Here is a 22,182-nt window from a genome sequence, read left to right as displayed (position 1 = left end):
GACTGCTTAAAAGGTCTAGACATTCCTATAAAGCCGCGCCTTGGCTGTTAGTTGCCCTGAGATTCTGATGTATCACGGAATTATTTAGCAGCTCCTCAATCGCTGTAGAAGGGTTTCATCCTCGTCAAGGGACCTCAATCGGCTTTTATGGATCAGTTTCTCGCTTCAGTAGAAAAGCGGGCATTCACTATGGCGAAATATGCTGTAGGGGACCGTGATGATGCGCTGGATATAGTTCAGGACTCTATGCTTGCACTCGTCAAAAGCTATAGCTGCCGAGACCGTGCTGAGTGGCGCCCATTATTTTTTACCATTCTTAATAACCGCATAACCGATTGGCATCGTCGCAAGAAAAACCTGTCCCGTTGGCAGCTGTTGAAAGATAAACTTCCTATTAATAGCGAAGGCGATGAATGGGATTTGAGTGAATTTCCCGACCCCAACGGCCGCAGCCCAGATAGTGCCTTGATCGGTGAACGTACGATTGATGCCATTGACCGCGCCATTGAAAAGTTACCTCTGCGTCAACAGCAGGCTTTTTTATTGCGCTGCGTTGAAGGCTTTAATGTCAGTGAGACAGCAGGGGCTATGACTTGTAGCGAGGGAAGTGTGAAAACTCACCTATCTCGAGCATTGCGCAGCCTGCGGGTTTATTTGGAGGCGATGGAATGAGTAATTTGGGTAATAATTCATCGACTAACCAGAAGCGTATACTCGGAGCCGCCAGTGCCGCTGTTATACGTAGAGAGAAGTCACTCGATACGGAAACCCTGGCCGAGTTACGAAGAATCCGCTCCGCAGCGCAAGATCAAAATAATAAAAAACGGTACTTTTTACCCAGCACTTTGTATCCCTACCTTCCAGTTACCGCGGCTTCTGCCGCAGTGCTATTTCTTGCTCTATGGTGGCCCAGTTCTGTGACTAACAATGAGAATCGTACAGAGCTATTAGTGAGCGGTGATTGGCTCCTGGACGAAGATATGGATATCGAGATGATTGAGGATATGGAGTTTTATCAGTGGTTGGCGGAGGAGTTGGATGGACACTCTTCGTAGTGTTTTATTCATCATATCTATGTGTGCGCTCATATTTCCAGGTATTACCGAGGCGGAGGACGCTGAGCCTCTGCCGGAGGAATTCCTGCTATTCCTGGAAGAGTGGGTCGATCAACAAGGTGATGTTGTTATCCCAGAAGAGCCCGAGTTGGTTCAGGGCCGCAGGCAAACCCAGGAAGATACCAAAAGCAGAGATATATGGCTGGGGGACAGTCATGACTAAAACCCTGGTCGCAACTTGTTTGATGGCAGCCTCGCTACTTTGGGCTGGTATGGCATGGTCGGTGGAGTGGAGCAGCCTAAGTGAAAGTGATCGGAAGCTGTTACAGGGCATGGAAAAACGCTGGCCCAATATGTCTGAGAGCCAGCAGGAGAGGTTGTTGCGGGGTGCCCGCCGATGGAACTCAATGAGCCCTGAGCAGCGTGACAATGCTCGGCAGCGCTATGAAAAATGGCAGTCTCTGCCCCAGGAACGTCGTAATCAGCTGCGGGAATCTTATCGACAGTACCGCGACCTGCCGGAAGGTAGGCGTGAGAGTATCCGTGAGGCCCGTGAGAGATATCGACAGATGTCCCCCGAACAGAGAGAGCAAATGCGTGAGCGCTGGCGTGAAGCTAGGGGCGATAGGGGTGAATTGCCGAGGCCCAGAGGTGATAGGGCTCGGGGAGAGCGAGCGCAAGGGGATAGACTCAGGGAAGATGGGCCGAGGAGGGATAGGTCCGATGAGAATAGACCTAGAGGAAACCGGCACAGAGAAGACCGACCAAGGGGCGACCGGGCGAGAGGAGATAGGCCCAGAAGGGAGCACGAAAGGGGGAGAAGGCACCAGGATTCTCGGCCAAGGCGTGATCGAGAGGCCAGTGACCGACGAGAGGGTGATGAGGAGACTGATAGTTCATCTGGGGCTCCTGAATAGTGCCCTGCCATTCAAATTCCAATCCTGAGAGGCTGGCTTATCGTTTTACCTCGCTGCTACGACAGTGTAATTCAGCGTCTATTCAGATCATCTTAAGTAATCTGGCTCCCGTTGATGACTAGCGGGAGAGATATCGTGCAACTATACAAACAGCTAATCGCGGGTGCGGCAGTTGCGGCACTGGTGGGTCTAAGTTCTACTGCCAGCGCGGGCCCCCGAGGCTATGCTGCGGGTGGCTATGATTATGCGCGAGTTACCGAGGTTACTCCCGTCTACACCGATGTTCAGGTTGTTACACCGACGACTCAGTGTCGCGATGAACAGGTTGCCTATCGCGAGCCGACTTCCCCGGCAGGTACTGTAGTGGGGGGACTTATAGGTGCTGCAATCGGCAATAACTTAGGCGATCACGGCCACCGTGGACGCTACGGTTATCATCGCAGTCACAATCGTGGCGGCGCCACAATCGCAGGGGCTTTGGTGGGCGCCCTGGTAGGTAACCAGATCAGCCGTGCCAATGCTCCAATCCACTATGCAACAGAGTCCCGTTGCCATGTTGTAGATGAATACTCTACAAGAAGGGAATTAGTCGGATACGATGTCCGCTATCGGTATAATGGGCAAGTTTACTTGACCCGCACTGACCATCATCCGGGCGATAGAATCCGGGTCCATGTCGACGTCTCACCGGCTCTTTGAGCCCGGTTGAGGGCGGCAGGGAGTTTATAAAGGGTGGAAAATTGGATATCCACAGGAGCCGCACCGTGAAACTGAATCGTACCTTACTTGGCTTTATTGCTTTTACCGCTGTGTTTTTGCCGGCGCTCTGCAGTGCCACGGTACACAGCTACCCCGCTTATGAGCGGGAGAGTTTCCAGCCCCACTTTCTTCGTGTGCAAGGGGGAGAAATCTCAAGGGATCGGGCTGCTTCAATCGTAAAACAACGCTTCGGTGGAAAAATTCTCGCCATTTCTGAGACCAAGAAACAGGGGCGAGCCGTGTATCGGGTGAAAGGACTGTCGGCCAAAAGCCAGGTTTATGTGGTGTTTGTCGATAAACAGAGCGGCCGTATATCCCGCTAGCAGAATAATTGCGAGCCGCAATAAGGTAATTACTATGCGCGCACTATTAGTTGAAGATGAAGCATTACTGCGGCAGCAGCTGGCAGAGTCCCTGCGCACGGCCGGGTACACCGTTGACGAAGCCCCCGATGGAGAAGAGGCACTTTATCTGGGAAGGGAATATCCCTACGACGTTGCAGTAATGGACCTGGGTTTACCCAAAATTGATGGTATCCAGGTTATTGAAACACTGCGCCGTGAAGAGAAGCATTTTCCTATCCTGATTTTAACGGCTCGGGGACACTGGCAGGAAAGGGTCTCCGGCCTGGAAGCTGGCGGGGACGATTACCTGGTCAAACCCTTCCATACTGAAGAACTGCTCGCACGGTTGAATGCCCTGGTGCGCCGTTCCGCAGGTTTCTCATCGCCGACGATTAAAGCCGGACCTATCGTTCTGGATACCAGTGCTCAACGGGTTAGTGTGGATGAAGTTGAATTGGACCTGACTTCGTTTGAGTACAAGGTACTTGAATACCTGATGCTACATCCGGATGAGGTGGTGTCAAAAACCACCCTGACAGAACATATCTATGAACAGGACTGTGACCGGGACAGTAATGTGATAGAGGTTTTTATTGGACGCCTGCGGAAAAAAATTGATGCGGCAGCCAAGCTTAAGCCTATCGAGACTCTGCGCGGGCGCGGCTATCGCTTTGTGATTCCGCAGTGAGATCCATCAATTTCCCCCTGCTCTCCTATATTCTGGGTTCCTTAAAGGGGCGTCTGGCCCTGGTTACCAGTCTTGTGCTGGTCGGCTTTATTCTTCTTATCTCTGGAGTCCTCGAGCACGCCTATCGCACGTCCCTGAATGAAGCCAAGCAGCGGGAGCTGCAGGTTTACATTTACACCCTGCTGGCGGTTGCTGAGCCGGAAGGTAAAACCCTGATTCTGCCCCCGAGTTTGCCCGAACAACGCTTCAACCAGCCTGATTCCGGCTTGGTGGGCGCTGTTATTGATCGGGAGGGTGAGATTATCTGGCGTTCGGAGTCAGCCCTGGCAATGCCGCAGCTGGAGTTCTATCCGCTTTCCCAGGGGCAGGAGTCCTATTCGCAGGTATCGGTTCCGGGAGAAGAGGGAAGTTATAGCAGTTTCCGCCAAGGGGTTGCCTGGGGGCTGGAAGATGAAAATTTGTTTACCTTTGCAGTGCTCGAGGATGCGGCCCCGCTACAGGCTCAAGTGGGGCAGTTTCGCTCAACCATGTGGCACTGGTTGGGGTTGGGGGCATTGTTATTAATCCTTGCACAGTGGTTGGTTCTGCGCTGGGGGTTTGCCCCGCTGACAGCCCTGGCTAATGCGCTTCAGGAAATACAGCGTGGGGGTGCTGATCGATTGGAGGGTAATTTTCCTCGGGAGCTGCGCCCACTGACAGATAACTTAAATCTGTTGATTGAAAATGAGCGCCGCCAGAGAGAGAAAACCCGGCATACATTAGCTGACCTGGCCCACAGCCTGAAGACGCCATTAGCGGTATTGAAAGGTCTCAAATTTTCTGGAGATTCAACAACTGCCGGCAAGACGCTAACGGATCAGGTGCAGCGGATGGACAGTATTATCAGCTATCAACTGCAGCGGGCAGTAACCAGTTCGCCGAAATCCATTATAAGGGGGACACCGGTCGCGCCACTGCTTCATAAAATACTGGATGCGCTTGAAAAGGTGTATCGCAGTAAGCCGTGTGATGTCGAAAGTTCCTGTGCTGAAAACGCCTTGTTTTATGGTGACGAAGGTGACCTGATGGAAGTCCTGGGTAACTTGCTGGATAACGCTTATAAATATGGTGACGGGAAATTATCGATTGCTGTTGAGAATATGGAGGATACTCGCAAACTGTCTATTCGGGTTAAAGACAATGGCCCAGGGCTGGACAGTGAGAAATGGCAAGCGGTTACCCAGCGGGGCGTTCGCGCTGATGAACAGCAACCTGGGCAGGGTATTGGACTTGCCGTGGTAGTGGATATTGTTGAGAGCTATGAAGGGCAAATAAATGCAGCCCCCCTTCCTCAGGGAGGTACGGAAATTACGGTACAACTGTAATTTCCGTTTTGCTCGACAAGTCGTTTAACTAGAACCAATTTTCCTGCATGTCGAAAGGAACGCTATTGCCTGATTTCAGCAGTGCGATAGCTGTCTCTGTTTTTGGCAGCTCCCATTCAAAATAGTATTTTGCAGTGTGTAATTTGCCCAGGTAAAAATCCTGAGCTTCACTGTTAGGATTCTTTTCCAGTGCTTTTTCTGCGATAACTGCCTGCTGTAGCCACAACCAGGCGACTACGGTACAGCCAAATAAATCCAGGTATAGGGTGGCATTACCCAGGCCGCGATCCACATCTTCCTGAAGCTGGGAGAATAATGCAAAACTTGTCTCATCCAACTTTTCCAGGGCTTCTTCCATCATTTTGGCCATAGATTCGAGCTTAGGTTTATCCCTGGCCTGCATAATCGTATTGCGGATCTCTGCCTGTAACAGTTGGTAGCCAGCAAGATTTTTTGACGGTACTTTCCGGGCCAGTAAATCCAGGGCATGGATGCCTTCTGTACCTTCGTGAATTGCGTTAAGGCGATTGTCTCGATACAACTGCTCTACCGGGTATTCACGAATATAACCCGCTCCCCCCAAAACCTGAATCGCCAATTCATTAGCTTTTAGGCAGTACTTGGAGGGCCAGGATTTTACTACGGGAGTTAGTAGATCGAGCAGTGTTGCAGCATTGTTGCGCTGCTCTTCTGTAGGGGCTGTATGCTCATCCTCGTAAAGTGAAGTGGCATAAACACTCAAGCTTAAGCCACCTTCAGCATAGGCCTTTTGCATTAGTAGCATACGGCGAACATCGGTATGCTGGACGATAGGGACCTGTTTGGATTCAGGATCTCGATTGGAGGGCATGCGCCCTTGTGGGCGGCCCTTGGCGTACTCAAGGGAGTAAGTGTAACCCTGGTATCCAAGTACAGAAGCGCCAGCTCCCACACTGATACGAGCCTCATTCATCATCTGGAACATATACTTCAGGCCCTGATGGGGTTCACCGATCAGGTAGCCTACAGCGCCACCATCCTCACCAAAGCTCAAAACCGTTGATGTGGTATTACGGTAGCCCATTTTATGTAGCAGGCCTGCGAGTTTTACATCATTGCGTTTTACCGGTTTCTCCTGCTCGTCCAGAAGGAATTTGGGAACCAAAAAAAGTGATATTCCCTTCACACCTGCGGGTGCGCCTTTAATTTTTGCCAGAACCAGGTGAACGATATTCTCAGTGAGGTTTTGATCGCCACCAGAAATATACATTTTCTGCCCGTGAATGCGGTAGCTGCCGTCTTCTTCTGGTAGGGCGCTAGTGCGAATGTCTGACAGCGCGGAGCCCTGATCCGGTTCAGTTAGTGCCATAGTCCCGGCAAAACGCCCGTCCAACATTTGTGGAAGGAATTGTTTTTTAAGCGACTCGCTGGCGAAAGTGCGCACCAAATTGGCCGCGCCAATGGTCAAGAATGGGTAGCTAGCACTGGCAACGTTTGCTGCAGCCATATAAGCGAGTGCTGTGCGCAGAATAACTTCTGGCAATTGCAGCCCGCCTTCCTCAGCATCACAGTGAGCGGCAAGAAATCCTGCAGAGGCAAAAGCATCCCAGGACTGTTTGGTTTCTTCGATAACGCTGACGTTTTCACCATCAAAGCTCGGTTCAATCTCATCGCCTTTGGCGTTGTGATTAGCGAAAAACTTTTCTGCAATGGTATGTGCAGTATTCAGTGTTGCATCAAAAATTTCACGGGAATGCTCACTGTACCGAGGGCGATTGATTAGGGCCTCGGTATCTAAAAATTCGTAAAGCAAAAAATCGATTTCACGCTCGTTGAGCAGCTGATGGGCCATGTTTACCTCTTACATTATTCTTTTTGGGTAATCCGTTTAATTTCCAGGTAGTTTTCCATTGAATATTTTTATGCTGGAACACTACGATTCAAGTGTATATGTAAACGTGGAGAGGGTGCACTGGGCAATGACTGATTCTATGAATAGACTTGGCGATTATTAGAGTGCTTTTACTCGGATATTCTTTGAAATACTGGTGCTGCTTCTGCAACGGGCTTTGGAACCACCTTGCGCCACAGTTGGGAGGATAGTTCAGTTGAGCTTTGTCGGCACCCGGAAGCAATCCAGTTGCCCAGTGCTTGAGCTACATCAGGCCATACTATCCGAAGTGGAGGGGGGCAGTTGGTTAGCCACTTGTCGATCGTATAGGCATTTATCTGTTTTACGATTGTGGCCAGTTTGAGCTGATCGAGCGCTTTGGCATTGGCTTCCTGCTCAAATTGATTGGCGAGAGGCCTACTGAGAATGGGTTTTCCCAGAGCCAGGGTTTCAGCCAATAATTCAAATCCGCTATTGCAGATTACTGCTTTAGAGGTTGCCAGATCCTTTTGAAAACCATTAATTGAGGGGGCCTTAACTTGAATATTACTAGAGGTAGGTAAATTGTGGGGTATACCGTAGACGATAAACCGATAGGGCAGCCTGGAAAGTTCGTCCAGCATCGGAATAGGCTGTTCGAAAGGCAAGTAAACTAGAATATGTTCACCCAATTCTTGGGAGAGTTCAGGTTTCTGAGGGACGATTGGCGGTAGTATTGGGTTGCCGAAGTGGTGCCAATGCAAACCGATACTCTCTTGTGTTGGGGCAAATGATTTTAGTACTGTGCGGGATGCCCACTTATTGCGAGGTGCAGGGATCGGGAATTCAAAGGCGTATTGATGGCCGATACCGATGCTGCGTTTTTTCTTAAATTTTGCTGCCCAGGCCGTAACAGGTTCATAGTCACTGATAATTAAATCAAAATTATTAACCGGCAGTGTTCTTGTATCCTTGATGAATCTTACTGCATTGATGTTTCGTAGTGTTGCGAAACTATTCAAGCGGCCGTGACTGTGGATAAAAGTCATTCCCTCCCGCCACCAATAGTCTCCAAAAGAAGACATCTCAAATAAGCTTTCTCTTGGACGGCCTGAAAATAACCACTGGACCTCGAGATTTGGATACTTTTCGAATTGCTTGGCCAGCGCGCGGGAGCGACTTATATGTCCGTTACCCGTGGATTGAACGCCATAAAGTATCTTCATAAAAAGGCGGCACTCACAATTAAGCTAACGCTGGTCCCCAAAATGGCACCAGCACAAATATCGGATGGAAAATGAACCCCTAAGCCAACCCTGGCAGCTCCCACCCCTGTGGCCCAGATATAACCAAAACTCCACATGGGACTTACCTGTATAGACATTGCGGTTATGAATAAAAAGGCGCATGAGGTATGGCCTGATGGCAAACTGAATCGATCATGCGCCACAATTACCGGACGCATACCGGGAATTGCCTGAGGCGGCCTAAGGCGACGAGTTGTATTTTTTATTCCCCAGTACAGGCTGCGTTCTAGAGCGACGGCTGTACATGCCAGGTACAGTAGTTGAATGGCTGAATTAAGCCATACATAAGTGAAAAAAAGTGCCCCGGCCGCCCATCCATCCCCAGATTTGGATAGCCATAAATAGCGCCGGCGTGAGCTGGGGCGGGATGCCCGCTCAACCATATACAGTACGGCGGACACATCAAAACTCTTCAAATTCATCGGTAAGCCTCGCATGCCGACAAGTTACAAATCGATTATTGCACGGACTTGACCGATTTATGTCGCAATAATGAAATCTAGATTAGGCTGGAGGGAATGTGCGAAAGGGCATATTTTGAAGTGGGAAAGCAAAGAAATATCTGACGTGCAATTCCTTTAAATCTGAAATGGAAAGTAATTTGGTTAATTAATGTCAGTAATCTACAGGTCTATTTTGTAGCATTTAATACACTTACTTATTTGAAAAATATTGAAAAATTAATATTGGATAAAGGTTGTGATAATTGCGCGTTTTAACTTAGTTTAAGTAAGAGTCAAGAAGAGGAGGGGGTTGGAGGGGCGATAGCACCTCCAAAAAATAGTTGATATGTCAGTCCCACCTAGGCGGCAATATCAAATGCCTGAATCAATTCAAAGCGTGGCACGCAAGTACCATTTTTAGAAACCGATTCTTTAAACATACTTTGTGGCCACACCCAGACACCATAGCTCCCATAAAGGGCGCGATAGACAACCATTACCTCTTCAGTTTCACTGTGTTTTGCTGTATGTAAAACCTCGTAAAGATTTCCTTTGTAGTGGCGATATAGGCCGCGTTGCATAGATACCTCTAACTCACGTGATGGGGGGCAAGCTGTAATTGTTCGATGCGATTTGCATGTAGCACTGCAGTGCCTGAGTAACGATGTTCGCCTGTAGAAGTAAACTCAAACTTATAGCTGCGGTGAAGACTGAAAAACCCTCTCTTATCTTTTCTGATTCGAGTACGCACCAAAAGCACGGTGTCATCTAGCAGTTGAACACCGAGCTGTCGGCAATGTTCAGAGGCTGCTCGCCGGACATGTTCCTTAGCTGCCATACTGGCCCAGATATACCAGAGAACCAAAAAGAACAGGGAGAGCCACAGTATGTCGCTAAGAGTGTAATACATTGCTATACAGTTGCTATGATCGCTTTCTTGCAAGAATAACACCTAAGGAGCGCCAATGTCCGGCACGATTTTAATAACCGGTTGTAACCGTGGAATTGGGCTCGAAATGTGTGCTCAGTTTGCCGAGATCGGCTGGAAGGTTCTGGCTTGTTGCCGGGAGCCTGAAAAGGCAGTGGAACTTGAGGTACTTCAGCAGCGCTACCCCTCCTCAATACAGTTGATACGATTAGATGTAACCGACTATGAGCAGATGATCTCGCTGGGCAAGGCATTCCAGGGGGAGCCAATTGACATATTGCTTAACAATGCGGGCTACTACGGACCCAAAGGAGTAGGGTTTGGGTCTGTTGATCGTGGAGAGTGGCGGCGAGTCTTAGAGTCCAACACTATTGCCCCCTATATGATGGCTGAAACATTCTGCGAAAACGTTGCGGCTAGTGAGCACAAATTGATCGCGGTCATGAGTAGTAAGGTGGGTAGTATCGCCGATAATCGCTCTGGTGGCGGGTATATTTATCGAACATCTAAAGCTGCCGTTAATCAGGTAGTTAAGAGTCTATCTATTGATTTAGAGCCTAGAGGAATCACGGTTCTCACTTTACACCCGGGATGGGTGAAAACGGCTATGGGAGGCCCGGGAGCCCTTATTTCTGCTGAGGAAAGTGTTGCTGGAATAAAAAGGCTGCTTTTAGCTGCAAATTTGGCAAAAACAGGTCGATTTTTTAACTATGACGGAGCAGAAATTCCTTGGTAATGCTTGTAATGGCGTGTGACAAAACTTCGCCAAGAATCCTCTAGAATGCGGCTCCCGCACACAGTATACAGGTCTGATACAAGGTCTTGAGAATCTGCTCGATTTAAGTGCCGAACTCATTGTATTTACTTCTGAGCGCACACCTGCTTGTCCTGCAACGAGGTTTTCTATTGATTGCAAGATTAGGCAAGAATGTGGAAGAAGCCTTCTATCGCCTCGGGTGAAAACTCCTTGAAAATGACTCCCATACCACGGAGTGACACAAGAAAACCCTTTTACTGAATTGGCGGGTTTTACGTTTTAGGCAAGGATGCCTACGAAGGAGTGAAAATCATGAAATGGCTCGGTAGTTTAACCCGCAGTGAGAACTTTTCCCCCAGGTTACTGAAGTCGCCAATTCTAGCGGTTCTTATAGTCGCGGCATTGGTGGGTTACCTGGGAGGGATGCCAATTTGGGTAGCGGTACTGGGAGTTGTTGCTTATTACTCCAGAGGTCGTGATTTGCGGGCCGGTGCCTATAACCTCGCTTGTGTAGTGACCGGACTTGGATTGGGTCTAGGGGCACAAGCGGCAGCTTATAAATGGCAGATTGATCCAAGTATATTGATTGGACCAATTGCATTGATTTTTTCCATTATCAGCGTTTGGGCTATGGGGTTGGTGACAGGTGTTCGGAATATTCCCAGCTATACCATTGGCATCCTTATTGCGTTTCTCGCTCAGTTGGATGTCACACTGGATACCTACTTTCAATTAATCGCTACCGTATCTATTGGGGCAGTATTTGCCGGGCTGATCGATATTTTTTGGCCTCGTCAGGAAAGTACAGTGGGGACTTGTTGATTACTAAATTTTCTGCAGTGAGTATTGCGCGAAAAAGATGATCAGGTGCTAAATAAGTTTGTGTAGAGATATTATCCGGTGTTAAAGCGTATAGTGGTGTCAACGGCAATGGTGTTCGTTATAGCTTTGGCCTTTACTGAGCCCTATGAGCCCGAATTTAGTATTGAACAGAAATACTACAGAATAATTCTTCTTTGATGTAACTCGTTTTTTCGATTTTTTCAGCTTGAATTATGGGGAGGTAGGTGTGAAAGAAGATTTTTGGCATGATAAGTGGGAAAGAAATGATATTGGTTTTCATGAGACTTCCGGAAATTCATTGCTGATAGAGTTCTTTCCCAGGCTCGATTTGTCTTCAAGTGGTCGTATTTTCTTGCCGCTATGCGGAAAGACCAAAGATATCGCTTGGTTACTGCAGCAGAATATCTCAGTTGTAGGCTGTGAACTTAGTGAAGACGCAGTCAGGCAACTATTTATTGAAATGTCAGTGGCACCCAAAATAAGAGAAGTTGGCAGCCTGAAGTGTTACTCCAGTTTAAATATTGATATTTTCGTTGGTAATATTTTTGAACTGAGTAGGGAAGAGTTGGGGCCGGTTGCAGCCATTTATGACCGAGCTGCTCTGGTAGCCTTACCTACAGATATTCGCGAGCGATATGTCAGGCATTTACTGGATATTACCCAGGTCGCACCGCAACTTTTAATATCCTTTCAATATGAACAAGCCCGGATGCCAGGCCCTCCATTTTCTGTCGGCAGTCATTTGATTTATGAATATTATGATGCAGATTATGACTTGCAGGTTTTGACGGTAAGAGACGTTGTCGGGGGGCTAAAAGGAAAGGTTCCTGCTAGAGAAGAGGCGTGGCTGTTAATACCAAAGTGATAAAGGTTTCTCTGCAAGCTAAGTTTCTGGCAGAGAATGAGAGCCAAGTATTAGTTTTTCCTTTTTTGATTTTGGCCACTTCTTAATGGCTATCTCCATTTTCAAGGCGGTTGATTTATCGGGTAGCTCTACAGAGAACACGAGCGTAAGGGGCCCCTTGCCTCGTAGTGCTTTTGCCGCTTTTGGGCCATCACTACAGTGCTCAGCAAAGCGCCTCTCCAAATCATTGGTTATACCGGTATAGAGTGTTCCTCTGGCCGTTCGAACAAGATAGAGAAACCAATTCACGCCCAGCTCTTCCTTCTTTTTTACATAGCCCATAGATTCAAGAGAATAAATCCTGCTGCTCATTAGTGCGAGGTGGCGGCTTGAACTGGGAGCAATCCAAGGTTAGGCGCCGATGATCCAAGCCCAGCTTCTTAACTGCTACCTGAAAGCGTCCTTGGAGTAGTTGAGCAAATATTCCTGTGCCAATGCGCCTTTGGGAAAACTCACTTTGATAGTCCTTACCTGCACGGCTTTGCTGTACCAAGCTCATGACATGCTTTGCCCTTTCTGGGTAGTGTACCTCTAACCATTCCCGAAATAGAGGGGCAACTTCATGGGGGAGACGCAATAGGATATATGCGGCTCTTACAGCCCCTGATTTCCGCGCAGCTGAAAGAATCGATTCCAGTTCGCAGTCATTGAGAGCGGGGATCATAGGTGCAGCGAGCACCGCAGTAGGAATACCCGCTGAACTCAGCTGTTCAATTGTTCGCAGACGAGCTGCAGGGCCAGCGGTCCTTGGTTCAAGCTTGCGCTTAAGGCCGTTATCTAGTGTGGTTACGCTGATAGCGACTTGTACTAGGTTGTCTTGTGCCATTTCAGCCAGAATAGGGAGGTCCCGCAAGATTAGTTGGCTTTTGGTGATAATGGTGACCGGATGGCGAAATTCCAGCATGATTTTTAGGAGGCCTTGAGTTATCTGCTTTTCCCGCTCCAAGGGTTGATAGGGGTCGGTATTGGCTCCCAGTGCGATGGGGCTGCACTGGTAGTGTTTCTTTCGTAAAGCCCGCTCTAGCAGTTCAGCTGCGTTCGGCTTATAGAAAATCTTGGTTTCAAAGTCTAGGCCGGGTGACAAATCCATATAAGCGTGGGCAGGACGGGCGTAGCAATAGATACAGCCATGTTCACAGCCTCTGTAGGGATTTATCGATTGAGAGAACGGAATATCAGGTGATTGATTGGTTGAAATGATAGTTTTCGATTTTTCTTCAATGGAGGAGGTTTTTAACCTCACCGGCTCATCTGGTTCCGTTTGCCAGCCGTCATTTTCACTGGAGCTGTACTGCTTAGCAAAGCGCCCTGGGAGGTTGTTGGCAGTTCCTCGGCCTCTATACAATGGCGCTGATTTGTTGTGAGAGTGATCTGACATTGCGATAACAATAACTGTATTAATGTACAGTTTACGCTGTACTTTTGACGAATTGCAAGGCCTTGTGGATTTAACTGGATAGTGTGAATACGGTTCCCTGAGAGGCTGAGCCCCTCAGGGTTTACCTGTTTTTATAAGCTGGACTCAGGCAGTGCTGCAGGATTGTATTTTGAATCCATTGTTAGACCTGATCTTTCGTCATCCCAAATCATGTGTACTACTTTCCATGACTCGCCATCATTAAGGAGCTGAATACTATTTACTCCTCTTTTAATGAACTGAGTTCTTTCTTTATCGGACCAGGCTTCATAGATGCTGAAGGCATGGGCAATATTCCCAAATCGCTCAATGATGTTGTGGATCTCTATCTCGTAAAACGGACGGCCGGCAATCAGATTTTCAAAATTTTCGGGATATTCCTGTACGGTTAGGATTGTTGATTGAGGCATACCATTGCTATCAACAAATGTACGAATCATTTTTGCGTCAGAAGTAAATAATGATTCCTGCCTCTTCCAGTCCCGTTTAAATCCCGCAGGACCAGAAATTCCGCTGTAAAGTTCATCTATAACCTTTTGTATTTTTAGCTTGTCCTTCATGGTCTTCTCCTTGTTATGCTTCAGTATGAAATCCAACTGTCGGAATGTAGCTATATCAGTACCAATTGGCGTTAAAAGTAGATTGTTGATGGGGTGAATTTTCGGAGTGCCAATAGTATTTTATTAGTTTAAGTTGAGCTTAGTGTTTTTTGTTGTTTGTGTCATCAGCTCTATGCGGGTTCGATATTGTTTGCCTTTAGGATCTGTGAGGCATTTGTACCTATTGGTAATCGGCTGAATAACTGGTTGATATATAGCAACATTGCTTTTTCTATTTCTAATCTCCTTTTTCTGGCGGGCTAGCAATAGCCACTAATTTGATATGTGAACCCTTTTCGGCGAGTTTTTATAGGAGCATCACTTAGATAATGTTTTTTGGTCCCTGTTTTTGTCTAAGATGAGTAAATAGGCCATTTGCTTTTATGTGAAGTATGAGTCGAGAGCATTACTCCAGAGAGTTGGGGCCGCAAGAAGCGCTATATATTGAATTGACCAGGCAGTCACGAGGTGGATTGCAGCTTATTTCATTTATTAGGGTTTGTGAGCCATTAAGTGTAGAGGATGTACGCCAAGGCTTTAGCTACTTGCATTCGCGCCACCCGTTTTTGCGTGCCCGAGTAGCTAGGGGGCAGCGACTACGATGGGTGTGCGATGTTGATTTTTGTGACATTCCGAATCAAATCATTCCGCTAGAAGAGGCGATAAAGTTTGAAGAAGCATTTATGTTTCATGGGATGAGTTGTTTAGATAGTGAAAAATGCGTTTACAGTCTTACCTTGTACACCAATCAAATGGGAGATGTAGAATGGATTGTTATTGCTAGTATCCATGCCGCACTTGATGGAAGAGCCATAGTGACGCTTTTTTTGGACCTTGATAATTATCTATGCTCCCATAAAAAACCTATTGGAGTTCCATCACTCCCATTATTGGAGAGTATTGCTGATAGGCTTGGAAGTGCAGGGTTTTCTAGTGAGGAAGAATTTCAACACAAGAATAAAGCCGGATTTTTTTGGGCAACAGAAAAGAGTGCAAGCGTTCATGAGCGGAGAGCATGTGCTACCTCCTACTCTGTACCAATGGAAAGTGTCGGCCGGATTATAAAGGTTGCAAAGAATAACCTTATAAAGCCAACAGCACTATATAGTGCCGTAGCAGTACTGGCAGCGCGAGTTTTAGAAACTGAAAAAAACTTGTCAGAAATAATTATTGCCTTGGATGCGAGGCAGCTTTGTACTCCGCCGATTCCATTTGAGTCTGTTGGCTCATTCTCCCAAACGGTTAGTTTAAATGTACCGCTAGAGAGTACCTCGATGGGAGTTATCAAGATCGCTAAATATTTACAATCTCAAATTGACTCAGTGATGATTGGAAAGTTGCCTCTGACCAAAAATCTGAGTGCTGGGTATAATATAGAAGAAATTATTCAGGTGGCTCATGAAATTACAGCAAAGCATGATACTTTTTTGTCAGGAATTTGCCTGTCAAACTTGGGGAGTATGAGGTTTGTGGCTGAAAATATGCGTTACTTTGAGCTGGAGAGGGGAATGGTTACCCAGCATAATGGTATAAGTCCATTAATGATTGTTACTTATACAACATATCGCCATGGAGTTTTTGTGTTGGGGTATTGTGAGCCCTTAATGAGTAAGAAAAATGTGAGCCTTTATGTCGATGAATATAAAAAAATAATAAATAGTACCGTTTCTGAAGTGCAAGATTGAGCAAGATGGAAAAGTTGATTTTTCTAGCCCTCTAATTTGTCAGGGGATGGCAGCTATTGTCTTGTTGTGGTTTTTGTGTCTGTAATTTTAAATTTAATTCTTTTGTTGTTTTGTGTGCGAATAACTTTTATATAAAAAGCTAAATCTTGAGCTTAAAGAGGTGATATAAATTGCAAAACTCAGATGGGCGTAAAGTTGCAAAGGGTTTCAAGTTGAAATTTTATCAATGAGGTTTCTTTCGGGGCGGGTTTAGTTGTGAGGGTATGGGATGTTAATATGCTAATTCATAATATTGTCTATACTGAATGACTGTCCTCGCTGTGAAAGGATGTAAGCCTAGCTAATTTTCTAGACCATGCAGAAGATCTGCAGTACCAGGTGCTTTCTGCCCTGGCTAAAAAGATCCCATTAGCTAAAAGGTAGAGTCTGTTTACACAATCTTCGATATAGAAAAATGGCTGCAGGAACTACTTTAAAAAACAATGTTGCGTTCATAGGTCGATATATGGAGGTGTTACATGATCTCTTTTCTAAGGGCTAGAGTATTTGTTTTTGATAAGCAGATTTTATTTTTTTAGCTTAGTGGCTGATTATGCGAGGTCTCTAGTTGGTGGTTTGGTAATAATTGTGACCAGCTTGGCGATGAACATTGATTCAGTAGACAGGTCTCGATATTTTCTGCGAGAAGGGGAGAGGTCGGATAATTACACTTGGATGCCATAATAAATGGCTTAGGAGGTTTTTGGGTGTAATAAAGGATAGAATTACGAAGTAGAGATTTAATCGCAAATGGTTATATCAGGACATTTTTCCAGTCATCGGCTTATGAGTAGACGATGGCTGCTTAGAAAGAATAGGTGACAATGGTAGCTACTTATGCGACTTTAATGATTGATAGACAGAAAAAACGCTAGGAATGATTTTATTAAAGAGCGAATGAGAAACTTATGAGTCATAGCGTAGGAGAATGATCTTGGATGCCTATACTGAAGCAGTCGGCTTGTTGCTAGGCCCCAAAGTGCAACGACTGAACCTTACTGGATAGGCTTGGAGTTTGTATGAATAGTGGATCCCTACTAGTACAAAACAAGTTCTGTATAAAATATATTTTGAAATTTAGCATGGTGTGTTTATATGTTGGCACGGTGATCATTGTATGTTGGCAGTGACATGTATGACTTATCGAATAGTAAATGTGTCTTTGAATGCTGTGTCTCATTAACCAGTCAATAGATTGTTTAGTGCTTCTTAGAGAGCTACAGGAACACTTTAAATGATTTAATTGTAGATGGTAGTTCCAGATGAGCTTGTTGTCGGATTTTAGCGTGAGCGTTGCTGTATTTGAGTCTTGGATATATTGGCAAAGGGAGTGGCTCGGTGAGTGATGTAGTCACTGTTGTAGGGCAAGGATTATACCTTGCTGTCGCTGCAGTTATAGGTTTGGGTATCGCGAGAATATTGCGGATTGATAATACGCTTGGTTGTCTTGTTGCCGGAGTGCTGGCAGCTTTATTGCTACCCATAATTGACTATGATACAGGTTTGCGCGCAACCAGTATCAGGGAGTTGGTTTTTTTTGTTATCTTGCCGGTGTTAATTTTTGAGTCTGCATGGCAATTGGAGCCAAAAATTTTAAAGCGCTGGATTGGTCCTGTACTGTTATTTTCTACGGTAGGTTTGGTGATTTGTGCCGTTCTTATCGCAACAATTACTTATTACGGTATCGGCCATCCAGAGGGTTTTCCCTGGGTGGCGGCTATGTTAACGGGAGCTATTTTAGCGGCTACAGATCCAGTTTCTGTAGTTAATAAGTTGCGCCAGGAAAAAGCGGGAGAGGATCTCTTAACTTTGGTGGATGGAGAGAGCCTCTTCAATGACGCCGCAGCGGTAGTTTTCTATTCCTTAGTGTTGGGCTTGGCGACTTATGGTCTCGTTGAAAATTCTTCGATGGCGGTCGAAGCTCCATCGTTGGGTGTAACTTCCGTAACGTTATATTTTTGTATGGTATTTTTTGGGGGGGTTGCTATTGGGCTTATATGTGGCCTGATAACCACTCTAATCATATTATTTTTACGCTCCTCTAGTGCGGCACTTATGACTTTAGTGATCGCTGCGTTTGGGAGTTTTTATCTGGCAGAGAGTATTTTTCATGTATCAGGTATTATTTCGGTAATGGTATGTGCAATTGTTGCTCGAGGGTGTTTAAGTAAGCAAAATGATACCTATTTGGTTCATGCAGGCCCAACTTGGGAGTGGATGGGATTATTTTTTACCGGCATTATTTTTGTAATCATGGGGTTGGTAATTACCTTTGAAATGTTTAGCCATCAGTGGCTGGCAATGATTATTGCTACAGCGGCCGCTCTAGGAGCCAGAGCATTATCCGTATTCTTAGTGTCACCTTTAACTCGCTTTGTTGGCCCTCCAATACCTAAATCCTGGCGGTTGTTGATGAGTTGGGGGGGGCTGCGAGGAGTTATTGCGGTCGCCTTGGTGCTTTCTCTTCCGGTTGAATTGCCCTATTGGTGGACAATTCAATCTATGGTATTTGGTGTAGTTCTTTTCTCCTTGTTGGTACAGGGTACCACCAGTGGTCGCCTAATTCACAAATTAAACCTTTGAGTTAGTCGCCTTAATTATCCTGCAGTTAGGCTAATAGCGGCGGGATTATCAGCTGCCAACCACACGGCAACAAGAAGCAGGCTGAGCGCGAAAAACTTATTTTGTAAACTTCTATTTTTATCACTCGCAAGTGCTTTTGATAAAGTCCGGCCAAAAGTGATCCATGAAAAGTGTGTTATAAGGTTAAGTATAGTAATCATAATAATTAAGGTGATAACACTACTCTCGGCACCTTCCCCCTGTTTTGGTGCAAATACGGAAAACATGGTAATTACTATCATCCAAGCTTTAATGTTCATGCTTTGAATAAGCATTCCCTGCCAAATACTGACTGATTTTATTGTGGTATCACCAGGCGCTTTACTGGGTTGTATGAAAACGTAAGCAAGGTAAATTAAATAGATGGAGCCAGTCCATTGTAGGATGGTCATTACCAAAGGGTAGTGAATGAGCCAGCCCATAAATCCGAAGCCGACTAATAAGGCCTTAACTAGAAACACAATGTCGATGCCCGCCAGCAAAGGTAAGGAGCCGCGAATGCCCAAGCTAGCCCCAGCTGCAGCAAAAGTGATATTGGCTGGGCCTGGGCTAAAAATTAGGGGGAACATTACTGCTAACCAGGCCAACACAAACTCTAAGCTCATATGTATTACTCGTATTGATTCAGTGAGGTAACCAAGAGATATAGGCACACTCCCTGAAGGTGAACTTTATTTTCTTGGTGGTAGATGAGGTTAAGGGGAGTGGGGGCGAGTTTCTTGTACAAAATTGCGCTACACAGATTTTAGGTAGCGAGCGGGTGTAATGCCGAATGCACGTTTGAAGTTACGGCTCAAATGGCTCTGGTCAAAGAACCCACAATCGATAGCTACATCTGCAATCTGAGCCCCTGTGCGAAATAATGTGCGGGCCTTTTGGGCTTTCAGGAGTATTAGGAATTGGTGGGGGGGAACACCAAATTGGGTATTGAAACTACGGATAAGCTGATATCGATTCATGCCAGTTACTTGACATAGCTCATCCAGAGTCACATTTCTCTGCCAGTTTTCTTGTAAGTAAGCGCGGGCTCTCAAGGCGCCCTGCTTATTTGGCGATGACTTTGGGTAGATTTTTTGGTCGCCATGTCGAGCAAAAAGTTGACTGATTGCTAAGGTAAGTAAAGTGTCTGTTGATAGGGATAGAGTGCTCACTTCAAGGCTACTATGCAGCTTGTAAAGTAGCTGAAACAGCTCAGGGTCATCCAGTAGCGGCCCTTTTAGAAATGGTACGGGTGTTTGGTTGACTTGACTGTGCTCCCTAAGGGTCTCCTCAATAAGAGCTGTGTCAAAGTAAAACATACGGTAGTGCCAACCGGAGTCACTGCCGGAAAAGCCGGTGTGAATTTCCCCTGGGTTGAGTGCAGCGAGGGTTCCTTGGGGGAGGGTTACAGTCTCCCCGCGATAATCGAGCTTCTCTACACCGGAGAGGAAGATCCCGATAGCAAGCTCATCGTGCCAATGCTTGGCAAAGGAAAACTTGTGAAAGTAGGCGTGAAAAAGCTCTACGCCACTATGGCTTGGGCTCCGCCAGGCTTTAGAGAATTCCTTTTTCATTGATATTTCCCATATGAGAAGTGACTATTACCATACAGAAAGGAAGGGTGGTAACGCAAAGTTACAGGTGAGAGTGGAGAAATGAAAGAGCGGGAGGAAAATAGCTGCGGTTATATCCGCAGCTATTTGTGCTTATTATTAGCTAGGGATTATCTTTAGCTGGGTTTGGTGCCCCTCATATACTTGAGGTAGTTAGCTAGAGCTAAAGTTATGACACTGGAGATCATCAAGCAATAAGTGGCGATGATCATGACTGATCCAGCTTCAGTGCCAATTAGAATGCTGTGTAACAGACCCAAAATTAGGCCCGGTAAGCTGAGGCGGTGTAGCCAGATTGCAATGAGCTTTCGGTTCGCGCGCATTGTTCCAGCCAAGGCTGACCCAATTAACGCCCAAAATGCAATAGCTCCTATTGAAACGCTGGTTTTATAGAATCCATGAGAAAAAGTAGGTATTAGGTTGCCGAGTGTAGAGTGTCCAGTTCTAATAGATGTGGCAGCAATAAATAAGCCTGCATGCAGAAGAAAGGTAACACAAACCATACTTCCAAGAATGATATGCACCTTTCTGGTAACTATTTTCCGGGAGGCTAGTGGATTGGCCAGTGCCAAGCATACTTGTAGCCACAGTAAGAAAATACTGTGAAGCCCGAATAGTTTTGAGAGTATGTAGGCTAATTGTCCCTTAGGTATTTCATAAGTAAAGTAGTCGGCAATACTGCCAGTCGTATCACTCCAGAGTACAACTGGTGTTATTAGGGTAAAGCATAGTGCTAGAGCTTTAAAAGCTGTAAGAGTGATCGGTGCAATAAAAGTTGCTTCCGTGGATGTATTGGCTTGCTGCATGATGTCGCTTTTATAAGTGAGTGCAAATATTAAATATTCTTAATGCATTCTTTGTCGTTAATGCATTGCTCTAAGTTGGCCTTAGCTTGCTGTTCGGTCAGCGCTTTAGTGCCAGCAACGGGAAGCTCAGCTTCAATCCAACCTCTTATGCCGTAGGGATTGAGTATGGCAGTTTGCTGCAATCCCCGCCGGCGAAGTATTTTAGCCATCTCAAAGCCCCTAAAGTCTTTAACGCAATAACTTATAATGATGTCGGCGCTCTCCAGTGATTTGGGGAGCTGCTTGCCTAAGCTGCGTATGGGAATGTTTACAGCTCCTGGAATATGGGCCTCGGCAAATTCATTGCTTTCTCTAGTGTCAACAAAGACAACGTTCTTGCCGCTTCTTATGTGATCGAATAGCTCCGAGGCTTTAATCTCAGGTACAAGCCTTGTAGAACTGTTAAAAGCTACTTTAGTATTTTTTGTGCATTGCTGATCTGGTATTAGATTGGTTTGGCTGGCTATAACCTGTTCTTGGCTATCACTGTCTATCCACTCGTAAATGTTGCTAAAAAGCTGGCTGTAGCAGTCAAGTGTAATATTTTCTTCACCATAATCTCGTTGCAGCTTCCTAAATGCAGTTTCTACGACGATGGATTCCGGATTTCTATTGGGGCGCCATAGATTTACTTCAATATCATTGATAACGCTTGCTAGCTTTACCAGCTTTGGATCTGAAACTTCGAAGGACTCTACTAGTACTTCAAATGTTGATTGGTGCTGGGTGCGATGGAAGGTTGCACCTTCGGAGTCAAAACTTGCTGATTTTTTTGGCTCAAAAGTATCGCCATGTAGGGGGTGGATAATTATTCGGCTGCCGGGATCCAAGTGCTGTGAAAGTAACCATGCAGATGCCCACTTGTCTGGCCCAAGTCCATGCGTGGTGTGGTAGGTGGGTTCAGGCTCCCTGGGGGATGGGGAAATTTCAGCACGGGATGAAAGAGATATTGCAGTTGTTAGCAGGAAGAAGGGTAAAAATCTTAACTTGAACACAGAGCATTCCACTACTAAGGCACAAAAATTGCTAATTTGTATGCGGTAAAGTTTATTTGTCTTGAAAGCTTAGCAAGAATTTATTTTGTGGTGGAAGTGGTTTTTTACTGGTGCTCAGTAATAGTGAGAAGTAGTTTCACTGAAATTATATTTATCCCGTCTTGCTATTTTTGTCACTATTGACAGGTGAGTAGAATTTCCTAACTTCCTTATTTCTTGCACATTGCTTG

General features: G+C 46.1%; 25 protein-coding genes. 13 read left to right on the top strand and 12 right to left on the bottom strand.

Features of this window, described 5'->3' with window-relative positions:
• Positions 1–147 precede the first annotated feature (147 nt).
• The 8 genes from ACJJIE_RS10125 (at position 148) to ACJJIE_RS10090 (ending at position 5,127) form a co-directional block, all read left to right on the top strand.
• Complete coding sequence (locus ACJJIE_RS10125) at positions 148–672, top strand: RNA polymerase sigma factor (protein WP_282931891.1); 525 nt, start codon at positions 148–150, stop codon at positions 670–672.
• Positions 669–1,055, top strand: coding sequence for a hypothetical protein (locus tag ACJJIE_RS10120; protein WP_282931892.1), 387 nt, complete (start codon positions 669–671; stop codon positions 1,053–1,055). The genes ACJJIE_RS10125 and ACJJIE_RS10120 overlap by 4 nt, the downstream gene beginning before the upstream one ends.
• Positions 1,039–1,278 (top strand): hypothetical protein, encoded by a 240-nt coding sequence (locus tag ACJJIE_RS10115; RefSeq protein ID WP_282931893.1) that lies wholly within the window; start codon positions 1,039–1,041, stop codon positions 1,276–1,278. The genes ACJJIE_RS10120 and ACJJIE_RS10115 overlap by 17 nt, the downstream gene beginning before the upstream one ends.
• Positions 1,271–1,972 (top strand): DUF3106 domain-containing protein, encoded by a 702-nt coding sequence (locus ACJJIE_RS10110; protein ID WP_282931894.1) that lies wholly within the window; start codon positions 1,271–1,273, stop codon positions 1,970–1,972. The genes ACJJIE_RS10115 and ACJJIE_RS10110 overlap by 8 nt, the downstream gene beginning before the upstream one ends.
• A 135-nt stretch (positions 1,973–2,107) precedes the next feature.
• On the top strand, positions 2,108–2,671 hold the full coding sequence (locus ACJJIE_RS10105) for a glycine zipper 2TM domain-containing protein (protein ID WP_444894508.1): 564 nt from the start codon (positions 2,108–2,110) through the stop codon (positions 2,669–2,671).
• Between the two features lie 65 nt (positions 2,672–2,736).
• On the top strand, positions 2,737–3,054 hold the full coding sequence (locus ACJJIE_RS10100; RefSeq protein ID WP_282931896.1) for a PepSY domain-containing protein: 318 nt from the start codon (positions 2,737–2,739) through the stop codon (positions 3,052–3,054).
• 34 nt (positions 3,055–3,088) lie between these two features.
• Positions 3,089–3,763 (top strand): response regulator transcription factor, encoded by a 675-nt coding sequence (locus tag ACJJIE_RS10095; protein ID WP_282931897.1) that lies wholly within the window; start codon positions 3,089–3,091, stop codon positions 3,761–3,763.
• A complete protein-coding gene (locus tag ACJJIE_RS10090; RefSeq protein WP_282931898.1) occupies positions 3,760–5,127 on the top strand; it encodes an ATP-binding protein in 1,368 nt (455 codons plus the stop codon). Before ACJJIE_RS10095 ends, ACJJIE_RS10090 begins: the two co-directional genes overlap by 4 nt.
• A 28-nt stretch (positions 5,128–5,155) precedes the next feature.
• On the opposite strand, the gene ACJJIE_RS10085 is transcribed toward ACJJIE_RS10090, so the two are convergent.
• From ACJJIE_RS10085 to ACJJIE_RS10065, 5 genes are all read right to left on the bottom strand, one after another.
• Positions 5,156–6,958 (bottom strand): acyl-CoA dehydrogenase, encoded by a 1,803-nt coding sequence (locus ACJJIE_RS10085; RefSeq protein ID WP_282931899.1) that lies wholly within the window; start codon positions 6,956–6,958, stop codon positions 5,156–5,158.
• 170 nt (positions 6,959–7,128) lie between these two features.
• Positions 7,129–8,202 carry an MJ1255/VC2487 family glycosyltransferase gene (locus tag ACJJIE_RS10080; RefSeq protein WP_282931900.1) on the bottom strand — a complete coding sequence of 358 codons (1,074 nt, stop codon included), beginning with the start codon at positions 8,200–8,202 and terminating at the stop codon, positions 7,129–7,131.
• The gene (locus tag ACJJIE_RS10075; RefSeq protein WP_444894507.1) at positions 8,199–8,684 is read right to left on the bottom strand and encodes a phosphatase PAP2 family protein; all 486 of its coding nucleotides are present in this window, start codon (positions 8,682–8,684) and stop codon (positions 8,199–8,201) included. The genes ACJJIE_RS10080 and ACJJIE_RS10075 overlap by 4 nt, the downstream gene beginning before the upstream one ends.
• 401 nt (positions 8,685–9,085) lie before the next feature.
• On the bottom strand, positions 9,086–9,307 hold the full coding sequence (locus ACJJIE_RS10070) for a DUF1653 domain-containing protein (RefSeq protein ID WP_444894506.1): 222 nt from the start codon (positions 9,305–9,307) through the stop codon (positions 9,086–9,088).
• An 8-nt stretch (positions 9,308–9,315) separates the two neighbouring features.
• Positions 9,316–9,678 (bottom strand): DUF3301 domain-containing protein, encoded by a 363-nt coding sequence (locus tag ACJJIE_RS10065; protein ID WP_444894505.1) that lies wholly within the window; start codon positions 9,676–9,678, stop codon positions 9,316–9,318.
• A gap of 13 nt (positions 9,679–9,691) precedes the next feature.
• Between ACJJIE_RS10065 and ACJJIE_RS10060 the strand changes: the two genes are divergently transcribed.
• The 3 genes from ACJJIE_RS10060 to tmpT all read left to right on the top strand — a co-directional run bounded on the left by ACJJIE_RS10060 (position 9,692) and on the right by tmpT (position 12,119).
• The gene (locus ACJJIE_RS10060) at positions 9,692–10,390 is read left to right on the top strand and encodes an SDR family oxidoreductase (protein WP_282931904.1); all 699 of its coding nucleotides are present in this window, start codon (positions 9,692–9,694) and stop codon (positions 10,388–10,390) included.
• Between the two features lie 333 nt (positions 10,391–10,723).
• Complete coding sequence (locus ACJJIE_RS10055) at positions 10,724–11,233, top strand: DUF1097 domain-containing protein (RefSeq protein WP_282931905.1); 510 nt, start codon at positions 10,724–10,726, stop codon at positions 11,231–11,233.
• A gap of 247 nt (positions 11,234–11,480) precedes the next feature.
• Complete coding sequence (tmpT, locus tag ACJJIE_RS10050; RefSeq protein ID WP_282931906.1) at positions 11,481–12,119, top strand: thiopurine S-methyltransferase; 639 nt, start codon at positions 11,481–11,483, stop codon at positions 12,117–12,119.
• 18 nt (positions 12,120–12,137) lie between these two features.
• Here the strand turns inward: tmpT and ACJJIE_RS10045 are convergent, their stop codons facing one another.
• The 3 genes from ACJJIE_RS10045 to ACJJIE_RS10035 all read right to left on the bottom strand — a co-directional run bounded on the left by ACJJIE_RS10045 (position 12,138) and on the right by ACJJIE_RS10035 (position 14,135).
• Complete coding sequence (locus ACJJIE_RS10045; RefSeq protein ID WP_444894504.1) at positions 12,138–12,440, bottom strand: GIY-YIG nuclease family protein; 303 nt, start codon at positions 12,438–12,440, stop codon at positions 12,138–12,140.
• Between the two features lie 4 nt (positions 12,441–12,444).
• Positions 12,445–13,536, bottom strand: coding sequence for a PA0069 family radical SAM protein (locus ACJJIE_RS10040; protein WP_444894503.1), 1,092 nt, complete (start codon positions 13,534–13,536; stop codon positions 12,445–12,447).
• Between the two features lie 131 nt (positions 13,537–13,667).
• Positions 13,668–14,135, bottom strand: a complete 468-nt coding sequence (locus ACJJIE_RS10035) for a hypothetical protein (RefSeq protein WP_282931909.1) — start codon at positions 14,133–14,135, stop codon at positions 13,668–13,670.
• Positions 14,136–14,566: 431 nt separating this feature from the next.
• Here ACJJIE_RS10035 and ACJJIE_RS10030 point away from each other — a divergent pair, with 431 nt between their 5' ends.
• Both ACJJIE_RS10030 and ACJJIE_RS10025 read left to right on the top strand, forming a co-directional pair.
• Entirely contained in the window at positions 14,567–15,859 is a 1,293-nt protein-coding gene (locus tag ACJJIE_RS10030; RefSeq protein ID WP_444894502.1) for a hypothetical protein, read from the top strand.
• A 1,377-nt stretch (positions 15,860–17,236) separates the two neighbouring features.
• Complete coding sequence (locus ACJJIE_RS10025; protein WP_444894501.1) at positions 17,237–18,481, top strand: cation:proton antiporter; 1,245 nt, start codon at positions 17,237–17,239, stop codon at positions 18,479–18,481.
• A gap of 14 nt (positions 18,482–18,495) precedes the next feature.
• On the opposite strand, the gene ACJJIE_RS10020 is transcribed toward ACJJIE_RS10025, so the two are convergent.
• The 4 genes from ACJJIE_RS10020 to ACJJIE_RS10005 form a co-directional block, all read right to left on the bottom strand.
• Positions 18,496–19,125 carry a LysE family translocator gene (locus tag ACJJIE_RS10020; protein WP_444894500.1) on the bottom strand — a complete coding sequence of 210 codons (630 nt, stop codon included), beginning with the start codon at positions 19,123–19,125 and terminating at the stop codon, positions 18,496–18,498.
• A 129-nt stretch (positions 19,126–19,254) separates the two neighbouring features.
• Positions 19,255–20,073 (bottom strand): AraC family ligand binding domain-containing protein, encoded by an 819-nt coding sequence (locus tag ACJJIE_RS10015; protein ID WP_444894499.1) that lies wholly within the window; start codon positions 20,071–20,073, stop codon positions 19,255–19,257.
• Between the two features lie 155 nt (positions 20,074–20,228).
• Complete coding sequence (locus tag ACJJIE_RS10010; RefSeq protein WP_444894498.1) at positions 20,229–20,918, bottom strand: hypothetical protein; 690 nt, start codon at positions 20,916–20,918, stop codon at positions 20,229–20,231.
• A gap of 29 nt (positions 20,919–20,947) precedes the next feature.
• On the bottom strand, positions 20,948–21,952 hold the full coding sequence (locus ACJJIE_RS10005) for a chromate resistance protein ChrB domain-containing protein (protein ID WP_444894497.1): 1,005 nt from the start codon (positions 21,950–21,952) through the stop codon (positions 20,948–20,950).
• Between the last annotated feature and the right edge of the window lie 230 nt (positions 21,953–22,182).

The sequence above is a fragment of the Microbulbifer maximicatervae (SeqCode) genome (assembly GCF_052467325.1).
The sequence above is the reverse complement of the archived record's forward strand: the minus strand, read 5'-3'. Positions and strand labels throughout refer to the sequence as shown.